The sequence below is a fragment of the Enterovibrio nigricans DSM 22720 genome (assembly GCF_900167155.1).
GTDB lineage: Bacteria > Pseudomonadota > Gammaproteobacteria > Enterobacterales > Vibrionaceae > Enterovibrio > Enterovibrio nigricans.
Genome location: NZ_FUXU01000065.1, coordinates 1 through 23082 on the forward strand (window position 1 = coordinate 1; position 23082 = coordinate 23082).

Annotated in this window: 20 protein-coding genes and 4 pseudogenes; 13 read left to right on the forward strand and 11 right to left on the reverse strand. The window is 46.3% G+C overall.

All coding sequences use genetic code 11. From position 1 onward, the window contains the following. Window positions 1-94: 94 nt before the first annotated feature. The 9 genes and pseudogenes from B5D35_RS17755 to B5D35_RS17795 form a co-directional block, all read right to left on the reverse strand. Window positions 95-618 (reverse strand): annotated as a pseudogene (locus tag B5D35_RS17755) (IS4/Tn5 family transposase DNA-binding protein); the annotation flags it as partial. A 150-nt stretch (window positions 619-768) separates the two neighbouring features. Beyond that, window positions 769-1021: pseudogene (gene tnpA / locus B5D35_RS24110) on the reverse strand (IS200/IS605 family transposase); the annotation flags it as partial. 255 nt (window positions 1022-1276) lie between these two features. Next, window positions 1277-2242, reverse strand: coding sequence for a hypothetical protein (locus B5D35_RS24115; protein ID WP_139367799.1), 966 nt, complete (start codon window positions 2240-2242; stop codon window positions 1277-1279). Window positions 2243-2245: 3 nt separating this feature from the next. After that, a complete protein-coding gene (locus B5D35_RS17770; RefSeq protein ID WP_170915217.1) occupies window positions 2246-3922 on the reverse strand; it encodes a glycine-rich domain-containing protein in 1677 nt (558 codons plus the stop codon). Between the two features lie 62 nt (window positions 3923-3984). Further along, window positions 3985-4422: pseudogene (locus tag B5D35_RS25425) on the reverse strand (glycine-rich domain-containing protein); the annotation flags it as partial. Window positions 4423-4974: 552 nt separating this feature from the next. Then, window positions 4975-6360 carry a class II fumarate hydratase gene (locus B5D35_RS17780; RefSeq protein WP_078753872.1) on the reverse strand — a complete coding sequence of 462 codons (1386 nt, stop codon included), beginning with the start codon at window positions 6358-6360 and terminating at the stop codon, window positions 4975-4977. Between the two features lie 17 nt (window positions 6361-6377). After that, window positions 6378-6758, reverse strand: coding sequence for a hypothetical protein (locus tag B5D35_RS17785; RefSeq protein WP_078753873.1), 381 nt, complete (start codon window positions 6756-6758; stop codon window positions 6378-6380). 187 nt (window positions 6759-6945) lie between these two features. Then, on the reverse strand, window positions 6946-7371 hold the full coding sequence (gene trxC / locus B5D35_RS17790; RefSeq protein ID WP_078753874.1) for a thioredoxin TrxC: 426 nt from the start codon (window positions 7369-7371) through the stop codon (window positions 6946-6948). A 99-nt stretch (window positions 7372-7470) separates the two neighbouring features. Beyond that, window positions 7471-8355 carry a LysR family transcriptional regulator gene (locus B5D35_RS17795; RefSeq protein WP_078753875.1) on the reverse strand — a complete coding sequence of 295 codons (885 nt, stop codon included), beginning with the start codon at window positions 8353-8355 and terminating at the stop codon, window positions 7471-7473. Window positions 8356-8500: 145 nt separating this feature from the next. Between B5D35_RS17795 and B5D35_RS17800 the strand changes: the two genes are divergently transcribed. From B5D35_RS17800 to B5D35_RS17825, 6 genes are all read left to right on the forward strand, one after another. After that, on the forward strand, window positions 8501-8911 hold the full coding sequence (locus B5D35_RS17800) for a RidA family protein (RefSeq protein WP_078753876.1): 411 nt from the start codon (window positions 8501-8503) through the stop codon (window positions 8909-8911). A gap of 11 nt (window positions 8912-8922) precedes the next feature. After that, the gene (locus B5D35_RS17805; RefSeq protein WP_078753877.1) at window positions 8923-10371 is read left to right on the forward strand and encodes an aldehyde dehydrogenase family protein; all 1449 of its coding nucleotides are present in this window, start codon (window positions 8923-8925) and stop codon (window positions 10369-10371) included. A 33-nt stretch (window positions 10372-10404) separates the two neighbouring features. Then, the gene (locus B5D35_RS17810; protein ID WP_078753878.1) at window positions 10405-11394 is read left to right on the forward strand and encodes a membrane dipeptidase; all 990 of its coding nucleotides are present in this window, start codon (window positions 10405-10407) and stop codon (window positions 11392-11394) included. Between the two features lie 80 nt (window positions 11395-11474). Beyond that, the gene (locus tag B5D35_RS17815; protein ID WP_078753879.1) at window positions 11475-13046 is read left to right on the forward strand and encodes a BCCT family transporter; all 1572 of its coding nucleotides are present in this window, start codon (window positions 11475-11477) and stop codon (window positions 13044-13046) included. Window positions 13047-13153: 107 nt separating this feature from the next. Then, window positions 13154-14842 carry a hypothetical protein gene (locus B5D35_RS17820; protein WP_078753880.1) on the forward strand — a complete coding sequence of 563 codons (1689 nt, stop codon included), beginning with the start codon at window positions 13154-13156 and terminating at the stop codon, window positions 14840-14842. Window positions 14843-14847: 5 nt separating this feature from the next. Next, window positions 14848-15555 (forward strand): DUF3726 domain-containing protein, encoded by a 708-nt coding sequence (locus tag B5D35_RS17825; protein ID WP_078753881.1) that lies wholly within the window; start codon window positions 14848-14850, stop codon window positions 15553-15555. 75 nt (window positions 15556-15630) lie between these two features. Here B5D35_RS17825 and efpL read toward each other — a convergent pair whose 3' ends face one another. Beyond that, window positions 15631-16206 (reverse strand): elongation factor P-like protein EfpL, encoded by a 576-nt coding sequence (gene efpL / locus B5D35_RS17830; protein WP_078753882.1) that lies wholly within the window; start codon window positions 16204-16206, stop codon window positions 15631-15633. 178 nt (window positions 16207-16384) lie between these two features. On the opposite strand from efpL, the gene B5D35_RS17835 reads away from it, so the two are divergent. From B5D35_RS17835 to B5D35_RS17860, 6 genes and pseudogenes are all read left to right on the forward strand, one after another. Then, window positions 16385-16948 carry a cysteine hydrolase family protein gene (locus B5D35_RS17835; RefSeq protein WP_078753883.1) on the forward strand — a complete coding sequence of 188 codons (564 nt, stop codon included), beginning with the start codon at window positions 16385-16387 and terminating at the stop codon, window positions 16946-16948. A 63-nt stretch (window positions 16949-17011) separates the two neighbouring features. Next, complete coding sequence (locus B5D35_RS17840) at window positions 17012-17545, forward strand: NUDIX domain-containing protein (RefSeq protein ID WP_078753884.1); 534 nt, start codon at window positions 17012-17014, stop codon at window positions 17543-17545. A gap of 290 nt (window positions 17546-17835) precedes the next feature. Further along, a complete protein-coding gene (locus B5D35_RS17845) occupies window positions 17836-19992 on the forward strand; it encodes a TonB-dependent receptor plug domain-containing protein (RefSeq protein ID WP_078753885.1) in 2157 nt (718 codons plus the stop codon). Window positions 19993-20073: 81 nt separating this feature from the next. Then, the gene (locus B5D35_RS17850) at window positions 20074-20565 is read left to right on the forward strand and encodes a YfiR family protein (RefSeq protein ID WP_170915218.1); all 492 of its coding nucleotides are present in this window, start codon (window positions 20074-20076) and stop codon (window positions 20563-20565) included. After that, entirely contained in the window at window positions 20562-22490 is a 1929-nt protein-coding gene (locus B5D35_RS17855) for a sensor domain-containing diguanylate cyclase (protein ID WP_078753887.1), read from the forward strand. The genes B5D35_RS17850 and B5D35_RS17855 overlap by 4 nt, the downstream gene beginning before the upstream one ends. 91 nt (window positions 22491-22581) lie before the next feature. After that, a pseudogene (locus tag B5D35_RS17860) lies at window positions 22582-22782 on the forward strand (HD domain-containing protein); the annotation flags it as partial. On the opposite strand, the gene B5D35_RS25275 reads toward B5D35_RS17860, so the two are convergent. Further along, window positions 22718-22849 (reverse strand): hypothetical protein, encoded by a 132-nt coding sequence (locus B5D35_RS25275; RefSeq protein ID WP_280174690.1) that lies wholly within the window; start codon window positions 22847-22849, stop codon window positions 22718-22720. The pseudogene B5D35_RS17860 and the gene B5D35_RS25275 sit on opposite strands and share 65 nt — an antisense overlap. Between B5D35_RS25275 and B5D35_RS17865 the strand changes: the two genes are divergently transcribed. After that, a partial coding sequence (locus tag B5D35_RS17865; protein WP_170915189.1) for a transposase occupies window positions 22848-23082 on the forward strand: 235 nt, incomplete at its 3' end. The two genes, B5D35_RS25275 and B5D35_RS17865, sit on opposite strands and share 2 nt — an antisense overlap.

Consider the following 23082-nt stretch of genomic DNA (forward strand, 5'->3'; position numbering starts at 1 on the left):
GAGCCGTATGCAGTGAAAGTTGCACGTACGGTTCTTAGGAGGGCGGCACTTGGTAACAAGTGTCGCCTATCCGACATCAAGTCGGTGGCTATTCAGACATATTGGTTGAGGCTTGTTCCCACTTATAGCTCTCTTTTCCTCATAAGGGCGAGTGGCATGTTGGTGGCTCTGCCCGCGTTTCTTGATATTCCGCCTCCAGAGCTGTTGTTCAATGAGGCCTATCACTTGCTGGCTTTGTGGTGCATACAGTAAAATAGGGTGCGCTTGAATCGCTCGGAGTTTGTCACCTTGATTGGCATGTCCCAATGAGTCTCTGACGCTATCATGCTTGTAAATCAGTGGCGTCGTTTCTTCAAGCGCCAGTAAGGTGTTGTGAGCATTGGCTTGCTGTGCTATAGAGAGAAAACCCGTTTCAACGATATCGCTGGCTTGGATATTCCCGTTGCGGATAAAGTGGTAAGCGCCTTCCATCTCGGCGGGGGATAGGGCGAGTCTGGACACGGCAATTCCAGGCTGTTGAGCGATTGAGGCAGTCAGTGAAACGAGTCTTTGCGTGCATCTTGGGTCGTTGAGGTTTGCTTGCCCAAATTGACATTTCGCCCACAGCTCTGGATTCATCATCATACTCGCCTCAAATAATTTGTCCTAAGCGATCTGATCACAGCATGCAAAATGAGTTCAAAAAAATCCCCGAGCAACGCTCGGGGATTTGTGCATGAGAGACTGTCTAAAAGGGGACCTTTGGCTAGTGCAGCTCTATCTCCAATTGATTTTTCCTTTCAGTGGCCCCTCAGTTTCGAAATTGACGGCTTCGGTGGAACCTTAATTACCAAGTGAACATGATCAATTTGAATGCTCAATTCAACAACTTCGCAGCCCAGTTGACTACTGTATACGTGAATACAGCTGTACACTTTTCCCCGGTTTTGTTCTTTAATATCAGAAGCCTATACTTTGGCGTTCACACTATGTGGTATTGACAGCGCCAGTACACATACGATGCTTGCTTGTATCTACTCATGCTTTATGTTCTCTTTGACTTCGCTGAAATTGAGAGTTCGTTTAGCATGGGTAGATAATCAGGCAAAGCCTTCCTGAATGATAACCACCTATTTCAGTAGGTGGTTTAGGGCTGAAAATCAAAGAATCGAGTGGTGACCTATGATGGGGGGCTGGCCATTTTTAACGCAAACTCGTATCTGTCAGATGATTAAATAGATGGTAATACATTTCTGCTAGTGACTCAAATCGATTGAGCCACTAGCAGAAAATTAATCTAAAAATTGGAAGTGTATGAAAGATTTATGTTTGCATTTCCATTCTTATTAAATGAATTAATTAATGATAATTGTCCAGAATGTAACTCTCTTGATAAACGGATTTTAATGCTTTTTGATGTATATGCATCTGACTCTTTGATTGAATATAATAGGCTGAAGTTATTATATTGAGATGAAATGCTGAACTTAATTTCTAGCTCATTACCGTAGTTTTCACCATCAATACTGTCATAACGGAACCATAATTTTGGTTTGACACTGATTTTATTCGTTATTTCCGATAAGTTGAATTTTTTATAAATTTCACTGTCTATATAGTAGCTAGTGCTATTGTAGTTAGATGGGTTAAATTTAAGATAAGCATTTTCTTCACCTTGTGTTGCGTTAATTGATGCTTCTGATGCCAGTGCGTATGATCGATTAACCCCAAGCCTAGGCTCAAATGTAATGCCGTGAATGTGTTTTTTTATAGACATGGCTAAGCCAGTTAATCCTGTCAAGTATCTATAGTTACCATAAAAATAAATATTGCCACCCTCATACTTATCAATATTCAACTCATAGCTGTGATAACCAACGCCAAGTGCAACGTAGTACTGTAAAGATGCGATATCATATATACTTGCACCATAATATCCGGTATTTATACCTACCCCAGTTATATTACCATTAGCATCGTTACTTACAGCTGAATCTTTTATGTAACCACCAAATGACAGCCCGCTAATAGAGGAAGATGAATTAATCCATTCGGTTGAAACATTAAATGTGGATTTAAATGTCTTTATGTTTAGATTATCTGAAACATTAATACTATAGCTTCCATCTAAAGATGTAGTTCCACTGCTATTGCAATATATAGAGTTGCTGCCAAAAGAACCATTAGCGGATGTTGTTCGTTCTCCTGATATTGTTAATATTACCTTGCCAATCCAATGGCTTATGAAAGCAATATTTATCATTTTTCAATTTTTTCTACTCAAAGCATTTTTAGCCGCATCGCTAAAACTTGATTCTAAATCTTTAACTGTGATAGATAGATCCCTTTCTAATATTTTTTCAATATCCTCTCTAATAAGCTCTGCAACAGTAAGCCTTTGAATCTTATTAGAGAGTGCTGGAGAGAAACCATTAGCAAAGAAAGCTAGTTGATATTGAGTGTTATTTCCCATTTGGCTTAAAAATAATTCAGTATATTTACCAACGCCATTTTTGGATGTTACCATTGTTGATTGATTGTTTGCGTTAAGACTTCCGCTTCCAGAGATCAATCTAGCTGTGATTACAGTTGTGTTGTCATTTGTATAAATATTTCCGTTTTTATCAACAAGCTTGACTATTGGTTGTGTTATGAAATCTCCATTTCTCCCTAAAATAGGTTGAGTTTCAATAATTACACTTCCTTTAGTTTGATTAGTCGATAAAAACTCTATAGATATATCAGGTATACTATGAGTGATTCCATCTACCGTGCGAATTGATACTCTGACAGTTGTATTTCCTGCTTCAATGGATAAAACACTAAAGCTATATATGGCGCCATTGCTAGGTCTGGGAATAATAATGCTGCGTCCTGATGGGTTTACAGTTAATGTACCAGGGCCAGAGATAATTTCGGCATTAATACTGTCGATCTGCGATGTGTCGATTAAGAGGTTGTCCAATGAGTCTCTAATAGCAATAGATAATGCCAATTCTCCTTGATTTAAATCCCATTGATTAGATGGAAGTTCAACAAACTTAGTTCCATTAGACTGAGGTGAGTTTGCGAATGCTATATGTCCATCACCAGTCAGTTGGATACTGTTTGATGTTGCTGACGTTAAGCCAGTTGAAGCAAATGACAAGGTGTAGTTTTGGCCCACAGTACCACTGAAGCCTAAGTCACTAAAGGTTGCCACACCGTTCACGGCGTTCACTGTTGTGGCACCACTTAAGGTTCCACCGCTTGAAGAAGCGGTTACTGTTGCATTGCTGCTAACAATATTGCCACTGTTGTCAACGAGATTTACGACAGGCTGCGTTGTCAACTGGGTACTGTTGTTGCCTGCGACTGGTTGAATTGTTAATGCTATTTGAGTTGCTGACCCAGCCCCAGTCGGTTGGATATTGTTTGATGTTGCTGACGTTAGACCAGTTGAAGCAAACGACAAGGCATAGTTTTGGCTCACAGTTCCACTGAAACTTAAGTCACTAAAGGTCGCCACGCCATTTTGCGCATTCACCGTTGTGGTACCGCTTAAGGTACCCCCGCCGCTTGCAGAAACGGTTACTGCTGCATTGCTGCTAACAATATTACCACTGTTATCAACGAGATTTACGACAGGCTGCGTTGTCAACTGGGCTCCGTTGTTGCCCGCAACTGGTTGAGTTGTCAGAGTAATCGCGTTGGGAAATCGATAACGAACGATAACAACACCACTACCACCATCACCAGCAGAATATACTATTTGAGATGAACCGTCGTGGTAACTACCACCACCACCACCACCAGTATTTGCTTGACCGGAAATTGCATTACCATATGTGCTGCCTCCTCCTTGACCACTACCATGGAGGCCTTGACCTGGAACGCCTGCGTCTCGTTTGCCGCCGCCGCCGCCTGCATAATATGTATTGCTGCCACTGATATCTGAAGACAAACCACTACCACATCTCCAGCTCTGTTTGCAGTGGCTATATTGGGGTAGCCACCAGTGGAACCAGCACCGCCACCACCACCGCCTAAAGTGGTTATTGAGATCCCTGGCCCTAATAGAGTCGAGTTTCCTCCATTACTACCTTGTACAGCTGGCGTCCCTTTCGCTCCCCCTGCACCAACGTTGATTTGATATGTTCCCGATGAGAATGACAATCCACTTCTTTGATCAAATCCACCACCACCACCACCACCACCACCAGTGCCACTTGCTATAGCGCCACCACCACCACCACCACCAGCAATGACTAATATGCGTCCACCAGAAAGTGCTTCTCCAGCAGGGACAATAAATGATCCTGAAGAGTTGAATATGTGTACTTTGTCTACTGATCCATCAGCATTAATGACGGTAAATGTACTACCACCAGATGCCGCATAGGCACTAGATAAGAGGAAAAAAAAGGAAAAAAAAGAAACATATTTTATCAAAAAGTTGTTCATCAACGAGTAACCTAAGCTTTAACGGCATACGATGCATGCGAAAGTTCAGCACTTTACCCACATCAAGTGGTATATTCATTGGTATCAGATTTTTCTGACGCAAGCGTATTGATTTTATTATTGAAAAATCATAGTAATTTCTTATATTCTAGGAAACTAAACGAGTCATGGTCAAATTTGGTGTGCAAATTCAAGAGCAACGGCTTGGTTCTTCTTTAGTTTCGCGAGTTCTATTTCGAAATGTCATTACACTGACAACAGCCTAACTGAATCCTCTCTGTCTTCGCTCGTGCACGCGAGCAACAAGCGCATCTAGAGGCACAAAGTAGGATTCACCGTATTCGATATAGCGAAAGCTAATCGCTCTGTCTATAGATAAGAGAAAGGTATATATAGCAGACCTAGGTTTATAGAGCTGGCCTAGGCTTCCCCCTTTCCTTGGCTGGCTCTAACCTGTTGCGTAAAAGAAAATGGCACCTTTTAGGGTGCCATTTTCCGTGTGCAGCGAAACGAGGCGTGTCTTTGGCAGATCTATTCCTTTCGGTATATCCGTTACTCTGCGACACCCCCTTGGGTGAGTTTTACGGGGTCGAGCAAACGCTCTAGTGTTGCTCTGTCCATGCCAGTTTCTTCTTCGGCCACATCAAGAATGGCACGCCCGTCTTGGTAAGCTTTTTTGGCAATTCTTGCCGCTTTTAAATACCCGATAACAGGATTGAGCGCGGTGACGAGGATAGGGTTCTTGGCAAGAGCTTGTTGCAGGTTGTCGTCTCTTACCGTGAAGGTTTTTATCGCTTTATCAGCAAGTGCGGTTGCGCTGTTTGCTAACAGTTCAATGCTCTCTAGTACATTGTGTGCGATGACGGGGAGCATCACGTTTAGTTGGAAGTTTCCGGACTGCCCCGCAACGGTAATGGTGGTGTCGTTGCCAATTACTTGCGCTGATGCCATCGCGACAGCTTCAGGAATAACAGGGTTTACTTTACCGGGCATGATAGACGAACCAGGCTGTAAGCCTTGCAGTTCAATTTCACCAAGACCCGCCAAGGGCCCAGAGTTCATCCAGCGTAGGTCGTTGGCTATTTTCATCATGGCGACAGCGGTGGTTTTTAGTTGACCAGACAGAGCAACGATAGCGTCTTGGCTGCTTAGGTTGAAAAAGAAATTTTCACTTGCTGTGAATGAAACTCGTGTCACTTGGGAGAGATTATCTGCAAACGCGGCGGCAAACCTTGGATCTGCATTGATGCCTGTCCCAACAGCCGTTCCGCCTTGTGCTAGGGGACGAATGGCGGCCAAGCTTTGCTCAATGCCTGCTTTCGCGTGGTCAATCTGGAACTGCCATCCTCCCAGTTCTTGATCGAAGGTAACGGGCATCGCGTCCATCAGGTGTGTGCGACCCGTTTTTACCTTTTCACCAATCTCTTTGCGCTTCTCTGCAAGGGTTGCACTTAACGCATCTAGCGCGGGAAACAATTGCTTCTCAATGGCCAACACCGTGCTGATTTGAATGGCAGTAGGAACCACATCGTTACTGCTTTGGCCCATGTTGACGTGATCATTTGGATTTACATTGCCACCAAGGCTTTTGCTCGCAAGGGTCGCGATGACCTCGTTGGCGTTCATGTTAGAGCTGGTACCCGAGCCCGTTTGGAACACATCAATGGGGAACTGGTCATGATGTTGTCCATCAATGATACGTTGCGAAGCTTCAGATATCACTTCGGCGATGTCGCCTTCGAGATGTCCCAGCTGGGCATTGGTCAGGGCTGCGGTTTGTTTTATGTAAGCCAGAGCCTGAATAAACGCAGCTGGCATGGTGTGCTTACTGAAATGGAAGTTGTCGACAGCACGCTGTGTTTGCGCTTGATAAAGTGCATCTGCAGGGACGTTTACTTCGCCCATGCTGTCTTTTTCTGTGCGGTATTCCTGAGTCATAAAGCGTCCCTTTTCAATTAATCGAGCGGCGTTTGTAATCGCTGTAATTCTTGTTGTAGTTGGAGAAACCTTACCTCGCCATTCGGCCAGTTTTTGTAATAGCGCTTTAGGCTGATAAGTGGCGCATGGATAGCGTCCAGACAGACATGCCGAAAGTGACGGCTACGCTTAGGGTCCTGAATGGCGTCCAGCAGGTTGTTGTAAAGCTGCTTGAGATAGAGCTCTGTCAGCAGAGGGCTCTCGTTTTCTGCGCCAAAGTCGTGAAATGACGCGAGGTTAAAACCTGCATGGAGGTACTGCTGAACAATGTCAGGCTCAAAACCAAAAGGCGTATATTTTTCATTAAACCGGTCTTGTGCTGCAAAGAAGGTTCGGTACAAATACTGTTTACTGTCCATGCGCTATCTCGTATTTACATGTTAATGATAATTATTATCATATAAATCAAAGATGGCAACCCTTAATTAGGTAGGGGATTACGCGATGTGTTATGTGAGGGGAATGTGACAAAGGAAAATGAAAAAGGGGCAATAGCCCCTTTCGATACGCCTAATTCTAAGCAGCAGCCCCTGATTTAATGTGGGCTTATTTCGCCTGCTGCAACCAATTGTTGAAGTCTGATTGTGGCAGCGCACCGTTGATTTGCTGTGCTAATTTGCCATCTTTAAACACCATGATGGTTGGAATGCTGCGAATACGGTATTTCGCTGCGAGTGCTTGCTGATCTTCGGTGTTCACTTTGACAAAGATAGCGTCATCGTGCTGCGCAGCGGTGGCCTCAAACACAGGGGCGAAACCTTGGCATGGTCCACACCATGGTGCCCAGAAGTCGATCACAACAGCTTTGTCGGAAGTCAGTAAGGCGTCCATGTTGCTTTCCGTGCCTTTAAGCGGTTTACCAGTCAATACGGACGATTTACATGCACCACACTTAGGTTGATCTTTAATGCGTTCAGCCGGAATGCGGTTGGCAGTATGACAATGCGGGCAACGTAAGGTTAACGTACTCATAAATAGTCCTTTTTTCTCATCGTTTTCTATTCGCTGTAGATTACGTTTTCGTTACGTATAGTGCCAATCAAAAATGTCAATTATTTCAATAGGTTCAGCCTATTGATTTGGCGTGTATAGCGCGGATACGCATAACTCATAAAAATCATACGCCTGTGGAGAAATATAGCGGTCACTCAAGCGAAAGATACCAATCTGACGCTCAACGTAAGGATCTGCGAGTGGAATCCAACGTAAATGCTCGGACTCGCTTGGAAAGGCGAGCCGAGGAAGTGTCGTGATACCGATACCTAATTCCAACACAGAAAAGAGTGACGTGATGTTTTCGACACTGTAACGGGCGTTGTCAGCCAATATGTGGGCAGGCGTGGGTTCTAGTAATGAACAAGTACCATTCTTGATAAACGGAAAATCCACCACGTCTTCCCAACTGAGCTGGAAACTCGATGATGTGAGTGGATGATCGTGAAGGCAGACGATACCGATAGGATCTGCCAATAGCGGTGTAAACTCAATGCGTTCATCTTGAATATGAAGGCAATTTCCGACAGCCAAATCCACTTCACCCGCCAATAAACGCGCTTCGACACCAGCTGCGTTGTCATCGACGAGCGCGACATCCACATTCGGGTGTGTTTCTGTGTAACTGGCTAACACGCGAGGAATCAACTTTGCTGCAACAGAGGGTACGCTGGCAATGCGCACCTGACCAAGTTGCCCTGCGGCAGCGGCGCGTAAATCAGAGTTTAAGTCTTCGTAGAGTTTTAAGAATTGATTGATTTTGGGCAGGCAGAACTCCCCATAGGGCGTGAGTTTGGCTTTGTGGCCGGAATCAAACAGTGTCTGTCCCAGTATTTTTTCCAACTCTTTGACGGACGTTGAGAGGGCTGCTTGCGATCGATTAGCTTTGGAGGCCGCGGCGCGAAAGCCCCGTTGCTCTGCCACCAGAGAAAAATGTCTAAGTTGCTGAATCTTTATGTCCATTTTTCTTTAGTCCTCCATCAAACACCTTGCTTTAAGTGATAAGTAAAACTGAACAATTGTCAAAAATTAACCGTTCGATTTATCAATTCCATCCGTGCAAACTTTAACCATAATTTAACAAATGCATCAAGAGATTCGGTAACCGATGTCAGATCCACAAGGTGTTGAAATTCGAGCAGTACAAACTGAGCTTTTTGCATCAAAAGCTCCGTTGGAGTGGGCGGTGATCCATAACGGAACCCTTCATACGGCGCAGATCCCGATTGATCAAACCGGACAAATGGTCGAGGGCGGCATCGAAGCGCAGACAAGGCAGACGCTGGAGAACCTAATGCACACGCTAGACGCAGCAGGCGTAAAAAGTAACGCGGTTTTGCAAGTGCTGATCTATGTAACAGATCGAAGCTATTTAGCGACAGTGAATCAAATCTACGCAGAGTACTTTGATGCTCCATACCCGAACAGAGCGGCCATGGTGGTCGCAGGATTAGCCAGAGAAGGCATGCTCATCGAATTAGTGGTGTATGCAGCCGTGCCAATGAGCAATAAAGAATGAAGGAGCAACCCATGGATTTGAACGCAGAGAAGAGCCTGTACATCGACGGAAAATGGCAAGAGGGGATGACAACAGTCGCCAACATTAATCCGTCCAATATTTCAGAGTCTTTGGGTAATTTTGCGCAAGCAAGTGGCGCACAGGTCAGGGATGCGATTGCGTCAGCCAAACGTGCACAGCCATCATGGGAAAAAATGCCCATGGAGCAAAAGCAGCGGATTTTGTACACCATCGGTGATGAGCTGATCGCGCGGTGTGATGAACTTGGCCGTCTCCTGTCTTCAGAAGAAGGAAAGCCGTTTGCAGAAGGGCGCGGTGAGGTGTATCGCTCCGGTCAGTTTTTTCATTACTACGCGGCAGAAGTCCTGCGCCAGATGGGCGACATTGCTGATTCTGTTCGTCCGAATGTCACGGTGGAAGTGACAAGGGAAGCCGTAGGTGTTGTTGCCATCATTTCTCCGTGGAATTTCCCGACGGCGACGGCGTCGTGGAAAATCGCTCCTGCGCTGGCATTTGGGAACAGTGTGATCTGGAAACCCGCCAATCTCACACCTGCCAGTGCTGTCGCTTTGGCAGATATTATCCACCGTGCTGGTGTGCCTGCGGGCGTGTTCAATCTTCTTCTGGGCTCCGGTGCGGAAGTCGGAAATACCCTCATTAATAGCCCTGACATTGATGCGGTCAGCTTCACCGGATCCGTTGAAGTTGGGCGTCAAGTTGCGGCAGCCACTGCGCCAAATTTTGTGCGATGCCAATTGGAAATGGGCAGCAAGAATGCCTTGGTTATTTCCGATGATGCTGACCTGTCCATCGCAGTGGAAGCGACTATTGCAGGTTCATTTTCTGGTGCGGGTCAAAAGTGTACCGCATCGTCTCGTTTGATCGTGCTCGACAGTGTGCATGACGCCTATGTCGATGCACTGACCAAACGAATGGCTGAACTCAAAGTGGGACACGCGTTGGAAGACGGCGTATTTATGGGGCCCGTGGTCGATGAACGTCAGCTGGAATCAAACCTCAAGTGGGTGGAAAGAGCTAAGGATCTTGGCGCCGAATTGGTAACGGGGGGTGAGCGTCTTTCTCCTGGTCATGAAGGTTATTACATGGGGCCAACGCTGTTTATTAACACTCAGAATAGCTGGGACATAAACCAAGAAGAGTTGTTTGCGCCAATGGCATGTGTGCAACGTGTAGGTTCGATTGAAGAAGCGATTGAAACCGTTAATGAAACGCGTTTTGGCTTAACGGCGGGCATCGTTACCTCAAGCCTTCGCAACAGTGCCTTATTCAAACAACAAGCACAGACAGGTTGCGTCATGGTGAATCTGCCTACGGCGGGCACCGACTATCACGTGCCCTTCGGTGGCAGAAAATCGTCAAGCTTCGGGCCACGAGAGCAAGGACTTTACGCCCGCGATTTTTACACTGTCGTAAAAACCGCGTACCAACGCGCTTACTAAGCCACTGTGCACAGCTAGGTGCGAGGAGAGGGTATGTATCAGGACGAAATCATCGTAGATGGCTTGCAATACAGCCGCTGGGATCGCGCCTATTTTGAATCACTGAAAGAAAGTGGTGTAACGGCTGTCCATGTGACCTTGGTGTATCACGAAACAGCGCGGGAAACTCTGTCTCGCTTTGCTGAATGGAATCTGCATTTTGAGCGCAATAGCGATCTTATTGTGCCCGTGATGACGATGGATGACGTTTTTAGTGCAAAGCAACGCGGCAAAGTCGGGATATTTTTCGGTGCGCAGAATTGCTCGCCAATTGACGACGAAATCGGGCTGGTTGAGGTGATGCGAAAGCTTGGGCTTTTGATCATGCAGCTCACTTACAACAACCAGAGTTTGCTTGCGACAGGTTGCTATGAGCAGGAAGATTCGGGCGTCACACGCTTTGGCAAACAAGTTATAGAAGAGATGAATCGCGTTGGGATGATCATTGATATGTCCCATAGCGCGGAACGCTCAACGTTAGAAGCGGTTGATCTGTCCTCAAGGCCAATCTGCATTAGCCATGCGAACCCGACAGTTGCCCATGGCGCACTGAGAAATAAGTCTGATGAAGTGATCCGGGCCCTAACTGGTCGGGGTGGGTTGTTGGGATTTAGTTTGTACCCCTTTCACTTACCCAATGGCAGTGACTGCACGTTAGAGGCGTTTTGTCAGATGGTGGCAGATGCAGCAAGTGCCTACGGCGCTGAGCATTTGGCATTGGGGAGCGATCTTTGTCAGAACCAACCACAGCGTGTGTTGGATTGGATGAGAAACGGACGTTGGTCAAAGAGTCTCGATTTTGGAGAGGGCTCGGCCTCGAATGCGGGTTGGCCTGCGGCATTGCCGTGGTTTAGAGATACCCGTGGACTGAAAAATATTTACAAGGGATTGCGCGATATTGGCTTTAGCGACGAAGAAGTGGCCGGCATTCTCGGCCGAAATTGGGTTCGCTTTTTAGAAGCAGGCTTAGAACCGAAGAAATAAATCGCAGCGCGGGAGCAATGCCCGCTCACAAGGAGTAGAGCTGGGGGAGTCCTCAGTTTGCAATGACGTGGAGACAGATAATGTCTGGAATACTCGATTCTGAGAAGTCTAACGCAGCACCCGAAGCACAAAGTGCTTGGCAAAAGTTAGGCTTAGATAATCCCGTTTTTTGGTTAAGTGGTGGCTTTCTTACCGCTTTTGTCATCACAGCGTTGGTTAACAATGAGCTGCTCTCAAGCTTGGTTAACCAAGGCTTTAGTTGGAGTGTGTCTTTCTTTGGGCCTTATTGGCAATTGTTGTTATTAGCGACATTTCTGATTGGTATCGCCTTGGCGTTTAGTCCTGGAACGGGCAAGGTTCGACTTGGTGCCATGGATAAACCTGAAATGGAAGGGTTTAAGTGGCTGGCCATTATTCTCTGTACACTGCTTGCAGGTGGTGGCGTGTTTTGGGCGGCAGCAGAACCTATTGCGCACTTTGTTAACCCGCCGCCACTTTACGGTGTGCCGGAAGGGAACTTGCAACGTCAGGCGTTTAACGCCCTCGCTCAGTCCTTCATGCACTGGGGTTTTCTCGCTTGGGCAATTCTGGGCACGTTAACGACCATTGTGTTGATGCACCTGCATTACGACAAAGGACTTCCACTTAAACCCCGGACTCTGCTTTATCCGGTCTTTGGCGACCGCGCAATGACTGGCTGGATTGGTAACGTAATTGACGCATGCTGTATCGTTGCCGTTGCGGCGGGAACTATCGGTCCCATTGGGTTCCTTGGTCTTCAAATCAGTTATGCACTGAACCTTCTCTTCGAATTGCCTGATGGCTTTACAACCCAATTTATTATTATCCTTTTTGCCATCGCAATTTACACCATTTCAGCACTGAGTGGCGTTAACCGAGGCATCCAAATACTCAGCCGTTATAACGTCATTTTGGCCGTAGGCTTGATGGTCTACATCCTGTTGGTTGGCCCGACGGATTTCATCATCAACGGTTACGTGCAAGGTGTCGGCACCATGGTAGACAACTTCATTCCTATGGCGACATTCCGTGGCGATATGGGGTGGTTGAGCTGGTGGACGGTTTTCTTCTGGGGCTGGTTCCTTGGCTATGGGCCAATGATGGCGATCTTCATCGCGCGTATATCTCGCGACAGAACGATTCGCCAACTGGTGACGACAATTGCGATTATCGCACCGCTTATCACCTGTTTCTGGTTCACCATTGTCGGCGGCTCTGGTCTTGCGTTTGAAATGGCAGAACCCGGATCAGTGAGCAAGGCATTTGAAGGGTTTAATCTACCGGCTTCTTTGTTGGCGATTACACAACAGCTGCCTTTCCCGACGCTGATTTCTATTCTGTTCCTGATCCTGACCATGATTTTTATTGTTACTACGGGTGACTCCATGACGTACACCATCAGTGTGGTACTCAGTGGGAGCCTGAATCCGAATGGTTTGATGCGCACCTTCTGGGGTGTGATGATGGGGACAGTCGCAATCATCCTTATATCTCTAGGTTCAGGTGGCGTGTCCGCGCTCCAGTCCTTCATTGTGATAACGGCAGTGCCCGTGTCCTTAATTTTGCTGCCCTCACTGTGGAATGCGCCGAAAATCGCATTGCAGATGGCAAAAGCGCAAGGGTTGGATTAACAAAACCCGACTTATCGAAAGACACAATAACGCGACAGCCTACGTCGAGGCTGTCGCCAATAATGAAGAAAAGGTTCAAGAGTAGCCTTGTTGTGAAGGTGAGCGGCATGGAAGTAAATTCAGTGAAGGATCAAGCCTTAGCGCTACGCGATCCTGCGGTTGTGATGGATCCCTACCGAATTGGTGCGATGCATCAAACACGTATAAGTTTTGTCCGCTCGCTCCTTAGAAAAATGACTGACGAAAAATGGCAAATCGCCATTAAAACGTGGGCCATCGAAGGGAGCGGATTCGGCACAGCAATCTACACGTTAACCACACCAAGTCATGCTTACGATCTTGTCGTGTTTTCGGATGCAATTAAAGATGAAGAGCGCAACGATCGTGTTATTGCTGAAAAGTGGGATGTCACGTTTGCGCTGGTGAATGGGCAAGTGACAGAACAGGAACTCCAGATGTTGCGCCAGAATGTGCCGTTGCAGGAAGCGGGACGTAATTCACCCAGGGTGTTGGTACTTTCTCGCGCAAATAAGAGCGTGAGGGTGTTTGAACATATTGTTGATAGCCTGTCACAAGGCAAACAACCTGATGTGGATGCTATTGCTAACGTGGGGTATATCCTGCGAACAACGGCTGTGTATGGCAACGGTAAATTTGGCATCGCAGATTTTGAAACGCTCGAAAGCAATACTGATTTCAGCCTGTCTTTTAGCGCCCAAATGTGCGCGGTGTACATACTCAAACAATTCAGTCTGGATTGGGTACATTTTCTTGGGAAAACGCGTGGCGGCGCGAAAGCCACGTATTTGTCGCCGCAATTGCAGCGCTACATTGGCATCGGCAATGCCACGGGGCTTGGGATGGCTCCATACCTTATTCGTCACCCTCGTGTCGTCGATAACTGGCTCTATCAGCGAGAGTTAGCACTCGCGTCTGTCTCTTCGTGCGTGACAGATGATGACGCAAAAGCGCGCGTGATTAAGTGGCTAGAAAAGGCCAAAACACATTTACGGCAAGTGGTGACGATTGATGAGCATCAGCGAGGGCTTAACGCTCAAACAGTGAGAGAGCTACCCCGCCTGATCGCATTTGTCCGAGATAGCGGGTCTGATGACGTGTGGAAATCCGTCTTGGCGGAAGCAAACGTATTCAGTCTAGAAACACAAGAAGTGCTGATTGCCTCGCTACTGGAAGCGTACCCTGAACGTGTTGATACTTATGCCGATGACATGAATACCGACGAGTCAGTGGCGTTAACGCCGGGCGTGAGTGTTGCTGACATGTTGTTGCTTCTTGAATCACGTTATCGTTGGGCATTGGATATCGATTTCCAAGATGCCAATTGCAAATATTGGTTCTGGTACCGTTCTGTCGACAAAGAAGAGCCACGCATGGGTGTCAGAGGAGCAGAGCCCGGAGAACACCACGAATTACCGTTGGACATCGGTCGTCAGGTGTCGCGCTTTCATCAGGTTCTGAACAGCGCGGACAGCGAGGGCTCGCTGGCGCAATTTCTTCTTAAACACCCAGAGTATCGTTTAATTGCGCGTAGGGTTTGGACATTAGGCAATTGCCCGATGGGCGATATTCAAATCAATGTGCTGGATAAGCATGTGCTCCCAATGCATTTACTTCGTTGCAAGCTCGCTATGTTTGGGGCGACCAAATTTGATCCGCGTTCTGACCGTTGGGTTCGTGTCACCCTGTTTCAGGGGGCGCCGTTGGCGTCTGAAACGTCAAATGGTGTCGCGACAGATGACTGGTTGTTTCCGCTGTTACCCGTCGAGGAGGCATGAGTTAGATGTATGTATCTCACAATGAACTCGTCACCTTGAGTGCGAAAGCGTTCGACAGCATGCAGCGTCGCTGTGGTGAGTCTGATGCCATTGCGAATATGGTCGTTGATTTGGAGATGGCTGGGCTTTATGGCGTAACAAGTTTTGTGTCTGCCCTTCAGTTTCTCGACGGTGACCCAGAGGCCGATACGCCGGATATTCAGCTTGATGGCAAAGGCATAGAGGTCAATCTGTTTGGCGCAAGCCTGTTATGTCATTTTCCTGCATTGTTGGATGTGGCGGTTGAGCAATTGATGCAGTCACGTTCGGCAACCTTGGTCATTCGGCAGTGCAAAAACCGCTTATTTGCTTTTGGGGAGTTAAACAAGTTAGCGGGGAAGGGTGTTTCTGTTCGGATGCGTTGGAGCAATGGCCGTGCACCGGTCGGTATCGAATATATCCACAATGCGGGGAGCCGCTATCCCAATATTTACTTTGGCATGAATCGCGGGGTCGATATTCAAGATGTGTACATTGAATTGAGCCTACAGCCTTTTACTTGCCCTTCAGAGAAAGTGCCCGATATTTCATCAGAGATGCAAGCGGCCTCTGTTAAGCGTGCATGGGAAAATGGCATCGAAGTCGATGACGCGCATTGGCAGCTTCTGAAAGATTACGCGTCGCGGTTACTGGTTGAAAACAGTGAGATGTCGCTAAGAGGTGCAGGGGAATAGCGGAGAAGGAAAAGCATTGCTTTCGACATGTTGATTGCTAGGAAAAAAGCCCTGAGTATTCAGGGCTTTTTAGCATTACTTCGCGTCTACGCGGTTCATGAACTTGTGTTCAGTCGTGTTAACACGAATCTTGTCGCCAGGAGCAACGTATTCTGGCACCTGAACAACCAGACCTGTGGTCAGTGTTGCTGGTTTGGTACGTGCACTCGCTGAAGCACCTTTGATAGAAGGAGACGTTTCAGTGATTTCCAGATCAACCGCAGATGGCAGTTCGATGGCAACAGGCTTACCGCTAACGGTCAGAACTTGAATGCCTTTAGTCTCTTCGGTGATGAACAGCAGCTCTTCAGCGATGTCTTCTTTGTTGAAGTGGTACGGCGTGTAGTCTTCACAATCCATGAAGATGTACTCGTTACCATCGATGTAAGAGAAATCGGCTGCATGACGGCTGAAGTCAGCCAACGTCAGCATGTCGTCTGCTTTGAAGCTCTCATCGTGCTTCGCACCTGTCGCTACATCGTACAGACGCATTCTGAACAAGCTGCTACCCGCGCGACCGCTTGGCGTCAGCTTAGAAATGTCTTTAACTGCCAGAATTTTGCCGTTGTGTTCAATCACGGCGTTCTTTTTGATATCACTTGCCTTTGGCATGGTCACTATTCCAGTTGAATAACTGGTGCGAAAAATATCATGAATACGGATTTTGGCAAGATGGGAGTCGCAGACTTTCTCGAATTCAAGAGATGTCGCATACACCGAATTGATTGCGAATCAGACGATGTAGACTGCTTGCTGCCTATACTGAATGCGAGATATTGAAGGAGGCTGTATGAAAACTGCTCTGATCGTTATCGACTTCATCAATGATATTGTTCACCCTGACGGAAAAATCCCTTCTTGTGCTCAACAAGTTTCTGAAAAGAAAGTTATTGAGAAAGCAAACCATGCCATTGAATGGGCGAGACAACTCGAACATCTGATCGTGTTTGTGAAAGTGGGGTTTTCCAGCAGTTATCGCGACCAACCCAAGCTGTCACCTGTTTTTGGCGGGGCGAACAAAATTGGCGCACTCAGTTTAGATTCGTGGGGGACTGAATTTCACTCGGCGTTGAGTGTTGAGCCTCATGATCTTATTGTTATTAAACCGCGGATAAACCCATTTCATTGTTCTTCACTCGATGCGGTGCTACGTGCAAACCAGATTAATAATCTGTACGTGTGCGGCGTAAGCACGACGTGGGCGATTCAGAGCGTGGTGCGAGACGCGCATGACCGCGACTATACCGTGCATGTCATTTCTGATGCATGCGCAGCAGACACTGAAGAGGCGCATACCCAATCTCTCTCGATGTTAGAACGTATTGCCACAATGACGCCCAGCCGATTACTTTGATCCCTGACTTTTTATAGCGCTTGCTGTAAGTTGATGAAACATTGGGATGAGTGGAAATTCTTTATGTTTAAAACAATACGATCCAAGGTGGTTTACAAAAACAAATGGATGTCTGTCAGGGAAGACGACATTGCGCGGCCTAGTGGTGAAAAGGGGATTTATGGCGTTGTAGATAAGCCTGACTGTGCCGTCATTCTGGCCGTAGATGAAGGCAGAATACATTTGGTTCAACAATACCGCTATACCGTTCAACAGCGTTGTTGGGAGTTTCCTCAGGGTGCTTGGGAGTCCAATCCAGATGCAGATCACCTCGCATTGGCAAAAGGCGAATTAAAGGAAGAAACAGGTTTAAAAGCGGAATCTATGATCTATTTAGGTCAGCAGTACATTGCGTACGGATTTTTAAATCAAACATGCCATATCTACTATGCCAGTCAACTGTCTTATGTTGGGAATTGTTTAGATGTGGAAGAAGAGGATTTAATTACGCGTTCTTTCGAATTACAAGAATTCGAGCAAATGATAATAAAAGGTGAAATTAAAGATAATGTGACAATTGCCGCATATGGATTGGCTAAATTGAAAAAAGTCGTTTAATTTTTCCGGTAAACATTGTGACGTTACATTGACTATTTACCGCTAAATTTAACAAATACTTAGACGGAATTTTGGCGCATCGTGAATTCATTCCCATTGAACTGTAAAATTTTATAATTTGATGGGTATGGGTATGTTTTTTTGTTCAATAACTCCCTTATAATCCGGTGAAAACCTGACACAAAATCAATAAGAAGCAGATCCTTTACTTTCGATGTGTCATGGTGAGGATTCCCCAAAAAAAGGACATCCTAAAAACTAATTAAAATAATACATTCTCGGAAATACCTATGTTAAGAGGCCGTCTGGCGACCACGTTCGTCAGCTTAATGTTACCGTTCCCAATAACAGCATTTGCTCAGTCAGATCTCAGCGAATTATTGGATATGCCTTTAGAAGCATTGTCTGAAACGAAAGTTGTGTCAGCAACGAAGACAGCGCTAAGCCTTGCCGAAATTCCAGCCGCTACTTATGTCATCACATCGAAAGAAATTAAACGTTCAGGCGTTAGATCTGTCGCAGATGCATTGACGCTTGCTCCGGGTCTGCATGTGGCTAAATACTCAAACTATGATTGGGGTATTTCCGCAAGAACCACGAACGAAACCATGAGCAATTCAATGCTGGTAATGGTGGATGGACGTAGTGTCTTCAACCCCATGTTTTCCGGCGTCGACTGGGACTTGATCCCAGTGAGCTTGGATAATATTGACCATATTGAAGTTGTCCTGGGCCCTGTAGGAACGATTTGGGGTGGAAACGCAGTTCATGCGGTTATCAACATCATCACCTTGGATGCTGAAGAGGCCCCTAAAAAGCATGTGTCAGCGGCTTTGGGAAATTATCACTATCAGGAATATCAGGTTCACCACGCTGGCAAAGTGAGCGATAACCTGTTCATGAGTGGGTATGCCGAGTTTGTCCAACATATGCCATGGACGAGTGAGGAAGAAAGAGTTCAGCCTCAACAAGATTTTCGTGTTTATACCGAGCGTTTTGGTTTACGCGGAGACTATCAGCACCTCGACAAAACCGTCTCTTTCCAGTTGGGTGGCATTCGATCACGTGAAGATTATCAGTGGGGACACTATCAACCACACTTTCTGAACCCTGGGCAAGATGGTGAAGATTTTAATGCCTATCGCACAGAAATGCTGGCTGAAGAATATTTTGCTGGGCTGAAGTTCCTGCAAGATCTCGGCGACGACAGACAATGGGAGCAACAATTCTGGATCACTCACAGTAGTAGTGATAGCGCGGATCGCAACGCCTATTTCACACGGTATGATTCTGAAACCAGTTATCAAGATGCCAATGTATTTGGTGGGCATTTAACGCTAGGTTTGAGCTACCGCTATATCGATGAAAACTTCAGGCCGTATAGCCCGGATGAGTATTATTCGTCGCCGTATGTTCGTGTTGCGGACCAGTCCAGTTTTGATAATCAAAGTGTCGCTGCATACTTTAACTATCTGTACCCCATTACTGATACGACGCAACTGATGATAGGTAGTCGTTGGCAGTACTTCAATTTAACACATGATACGTTTGCACAGCCGCAAGTACGTTTGATGCAATCTCTTACAGATAACCAGCGTGTTTGGGCGGGTTGGGGTAGAGCGTTGATTACACCAGCACAGCTAGGAAGAACAACAGATTTTCATGAGAATGCGTATGCAAGTGATGTTACTTTTTGTTACTCGGCCGCTCCAACATCATGTTTTCAAGCTGACTATTTACGCGTAATTGAATATCAGGGTAGTGAAGACATTGATGTACCGACGGTGGACACGTTTGAATTAGGCTACCGCTTTTGGAATGAAGACCAATTCCAATTTGATGCAAACCTGTTCTACAGTGAAGAGAAAAACATTCCTGCTTGGGCAATGGAAAGTGCATCTCAAACACCTATTTCAGGTAACTCTTCGCCGGGAACGATTGGGACAATCGTGGAAGTGTACAAGTACCGCCAAATCGATCCATTAAGTGCGATCACTTACGGTGGCGAATTGAGCATGAAATGGTCTCCATCAAGTGCATTGCAAGTGAATGCTAACTACAGCTATCGCCGGATTGAGGCGGATTGTGAAGGTGCCATTTGCGGTACATCTGACGTGCCGATGCGTTCGTATGAAAACGAACCGCAACATTTGGCGAGTGCTCAGATCATGTGGGATGTAACGCAGCGCTTTTGGGTCAGCAGTGTTCTTCACTACGCATCTGGCACTAAGCCTGATGAAACAATACCCAATACCGACGATTATGCATGGCCGCAAGTCATTACCTGGGACTTTTTAGTGGGCATTCAGCCTTTGTATAAAGGCATAGATGTCACCCTGACAGTCGAGAACCTCTTTAGTGATCAACTCAACGAATATCCAGAATCATACGGTGCGTTTGATAACGGCACCCAATATTGGCTGGAAGTCGATTGGGTTTTACCCTGAGGAACTATGGTAAAGCGTAAATTTAATATTAAACGCTTTAAGCGACAGATTGTTGCAACCTGTATCGGGATGCTGATACCCATGAGCGTGTTTTTTGGGAATGCTGCTTTTGCGAATGATTTTACCGATGATGAGCTAAAAGCAGTGTACCTGTTTCGTTTTGCCTATCTTGTGAATTGGGAAAGTATCGCCGTTGAGGAGGGTATTTATCACTATTGCGTAGACGGTAGTAGCCAAGTCGCTAGCCATTTAAAAAGTATTGCAGAACAGAAAAAACATAAGGCACGCTTTTGGGACATTGCCGATGAAAATCGACGCCCTAACCAATGCCACATCATATTTACCACCAGTCGAAAAGAAGACCATATTTTGTCACTGCGAACACAATTCCCAAGCTCGTTGCTCGTGGGTGATGGCAAAACATTTGTGGCTCGTGGCGGAATGGCATCATTTATAAAACTGAATAACCGTGTCAGGCCCTACATTGATATGCATAATCTTCTCGGCGCGCCTTTTACGCTTCGCTCGCAGTTACTTTCAATCGCAGTAACCAAAGGGGAGGCAACAGAATGATTCCGCAATTTATAAAGAATTTGCCGCTACGCGTTAAGCTCATTCTGCCCACTTGGTTGTTGATGACGATATTTGTGATTGGTGGCGGCATGGCAACAACACAGATCGTGAGCTTGTACCTAGAGAAAGGTCTTGCTTCAAGGGCGAATATTCTTGCCAGTGGTGCCGCGAGCAACTTAACGGCAGCGCTCGCTTTTGAAGATATCGCCTCGGCCAAAGAACAATTGACTGCACTTAGCTATGATCCCGACTTGGTATTTGCAAAAGTCTCGCGAGAAAACGGGACTGAATTTGCCTCTTATTCTCGGTTACCTGACGATTGTGCGCCGCACCCGGCAGGTTTTTTGTGTAATACGACGTTATTAGAAACCGTGTCAAAGCCGATTATTTTGGGGGCGGAAACGTTGGGAACCCTGAATCTTTATTTCTCAAAAGCATGGGTGACAGAAGAGGAACAACGCTTTACGGGCTATTTAGTTATGGCAACGGCGGCACTTTCTTTGTTTGCATTGTTTTTTGCAAGAGCAATCCATGGCTTTGTTTCCCAGCCTTTGTCTTCTTTGCATCGTTCAATGTCTAACATGATCCGCCTGGGCATAATGAGTCATACGCTGCCGGTAACACGACACGATGAACTTGGCCAGTTGACGCAGTGTTTCAATGACATGGTGACGAGCCTTTATGAACGTGACAAGCAATTAGTCGCGACACTTCGACAACTCGAAGATAAAAGCATCTATATCAATCGAGTGCTCGACACGATTGACCACGGGATCATGGTCGTCGCTCCCGGCGATATTGTGACCTATTCCAACCCAGCAGCAGACATTGAATTGAAAGCGATCGGCTGTGTACCGACCGATCTGGACCAAATTTTAGCCGACTTCGAACCGACTAAGACTCTCCTCAATATTTCGAGCGCCATTGATGAGCACAAACCGGTTTTTGGTGTCGAGATTTGTCATCGTGCATCAGGAAAGCTGTTCCGCGTACGTTCGACGCCAATGGCATCCGCTCAGCATTCTTTGGTGCAATTTGAAGATATTACAACGCTTCAAATGGCCGAACAGCGGCGCAAACTTGCGGAGTTGATTTTCGATCAAAGCCAAGACGCGACGCTGGTTCTTTCGCGGAGTTTGGCTGTAGAGGCGCAAAATACGACATGTTTAAGGACGTTTGGTGCCGTTACGTATTGGCATGAACTGTTTTCACAACAGAAAGGCTATTTGAACAACAAAGAACTCAAACACCTATTATTGAACGGTTTTTATACATGGACGTCGCCTTTGATCTGTTCGTCTGGAAACATTCTGCCTTGCCGGATTGATGCGAGAACGGTGACGAACAGAAATGGAAAAGTAGAAGCCTTTGTCATATCCATCTTTGATTTGACGACAAAGCTTGAGCTAAAAAGGCTCAATCACATCGCTCACCATGATCCCCTCACGCAATTGGCGAATCGCACACACGCAATAACAGCGCTCACCCAAGCGCACGTGCAAGGACAAGATGTGCATGTTCTTTTTGTCGACCTCGATGGCTTTAAGAATGTGAATGATCAGTATGGTCACCATGTGGGCGACGAATTACTGAAAGTCGTCGCCAAACGGCTTAAAGGAACTGTGTCTGGTGAGGATTTAGTCGCGAGGTTAACGGGTGATGAGTTCATAATTGGCATTCGAGGCCGAGGGCGTATTGACCACATTCTAGAGCGGCTGGTGAAAAAACTGCACGAACCGGTTTTGGTTGAAGGTGTGCGTCCACAAATCAGTGCCAGTATCGGTATTCGTTACTGGGACAAGGATGATACAACGTCGTTGAAACTCGTGATTGATCAAGCGGACAAAGCTATGTACGAAGCGAAAGCCATGGGTAAAAATCGATACGCTTATTCGAGCGAAGGCGTGGACACTGTACTAATTTGATATATAAAGAGAAGCCAACAACGATAAGAGATAATCAGTGGACCACTTAGACAACTTAGCCTCGAATTGCCTCGCGTTTATTGAAAAGGAAATGACGACAGATACAGCGCATGATACTAGCCATATTCTCCGAGTAGTTAAAACGGCTGAGTCGCTTTGTGAGCATGAAAATGCCAACAAAGCGATTGTGCTTCCTGCCGCCTATTTACATGATTGTTTCACCTTTCCTAAAAATCATCCTCAGAGAAGTGAGAGCTCGAAGTACGCAGCAGATAAAGGGCTTTGTTGCTTAAATCGATGGAACTAAATCTAGAAGCTACGATCTGATCGGCTACACCCATCAATCGTCGTAGTCTCATGTCTAAACCTCGTTACAAAACAACTAACTGGAAGCAGTACAACAAAGCCTTAATCAACCGTGGTTCTCTGACCTTTTGGATTGATGAGGAAACGATAGCTGAGTGGAAACAAAACAAACAAGGCAAGCGTGGTAGACCTCGCCGATTCAGCGACTTAGCCATTACTACCGCACTGATGGTGAAACGCATTTTCTCTATGCCATTGAGAGCGCTACAAGGTTTTCTAGACTCTG

Bases quoted from the DNA above. Each gene is read 5' to 3' on its own strand.
- B5D35_RS24115 (WP_139367799.1), bottom strand. From the start codon at position 2,242: ATGATAAATATTGCTTTCATAAGCCATTGGATTGGCAAGGTAATATTA.
- B5D35_RS17780 (WP_078753872.1), bottom strand. From the start codon at position 6,360: ATGACTCAGGAATACCGCACAGAAAAAGACAGCATGGGCGAAGTAAAC.
- B5D35_RS17785 (WP_078753873.1), bottom strand. From the start codon at position 6,758: ATGGACAGTAAACAGTATTTGTACCGAACCTTCTTTGCAGCACAAGAC.
- trxC (WP_078753874.1), bottom strand. From the start codon at position 7,371: ATGAGTACGTTAACCTTACGTTGCCCGCATTGTCATACTGCCAACCGC.
- B5D35_RS17795 (WP_078753875.1), bottom strand. From the start codon at position 8,355: ATGGACATAAAGATTCAGCAACTTAGACATTTTTCTCTGGTGGCAGAG.
- B5D35_RS17800 (WP_078753876.1), top strand. From the start codon at position 8,501: ATGTCAGATCCACAAGGTGTTGAAATTCGAGCAGTACAAACTGAGCTT.
- B5D35_RS17805 (WP_078753877.1), top strand. From the start codon at position 8,923: ATGGATTTGAACGCAGAGAAGAGCCTGTACATCGACGGAAAATGGCAA.
- B5D35_RS17810 (WP_078753878.1), top strand. From the start codon at position 10,405: ATGTATCAGGACGAAATCATCGTAGATGGCTTGCAATACAGCCGCTGG.
- B5D35_RS17815 (WP_078753879.1), top strand. From the start codon at position 11,475: ATGTCTGGAATACTCGATTCTGAGAAGTCTAACGCAGCACCCGAAGCA.
- B5D35_RS17820 (WP_078753880.1), top strand. From the start codon at position 13,154: ATGGAAGTAAATTCAGTGAAGGATCAAGCCTTAGCGCTACGCGATCCT.
- B5D35_RS17825 (WP_078753881.1), top strand. From the start codon at position 14,848: ATGTATGTATCTCACAATGAACTCGTCACCTTGAGTGCGAAAGCGTTC.
- efpL (WP_078753882.1), bottom strand. From the start codon at position 16,206: ATGCCAAAGGCAAGTGATATCAAAAAGAACGCCGTGATTGAACACAAC.
- B5D35_RS17835 (WP_078753883.1), top strand. From the start codon at position 16,385: ATGAAAACTGCTCTGATCGTTATCGACTTCATCAATGATATTGTTCAC.
- B5D35_RS17840 (WP_078753884.1), top strand. From the start codon at position 17,012: ATGTTTAAAACAATACGATCCAAGGTGGTTTACAAAAACAAATGGATG.
- B5D35_RS17845 (WP_078753885.1), top strand. From the start codon at position 17,836: ATGTTAAGAGGCCGTCTGGCGACCACGTTCGTCAGCTTAATGTTACCG.
- B5D35_RS17850 (WP_170915218.1), top strand. From the start codon at position 20,074: ATGAGCGTGTTTTTTGGGAATGCTGCTTTTGCGAATGATTTTACCGAT.
- B5D35_RS17855 (WP_078753887.1), top strand. From the start codon at position 20,562: ATGATTCCGCAATTTATAAAGAATTTGCCGCTACGCGTTAAGCTCATT.
- B5D35_RS25275 (WP_280174690.1), bottom strand. From the start codon at position 22,849: ATGAGACTACGACGATTGATGGGTGTAGCCGATCAGATCGTAGCTTCT.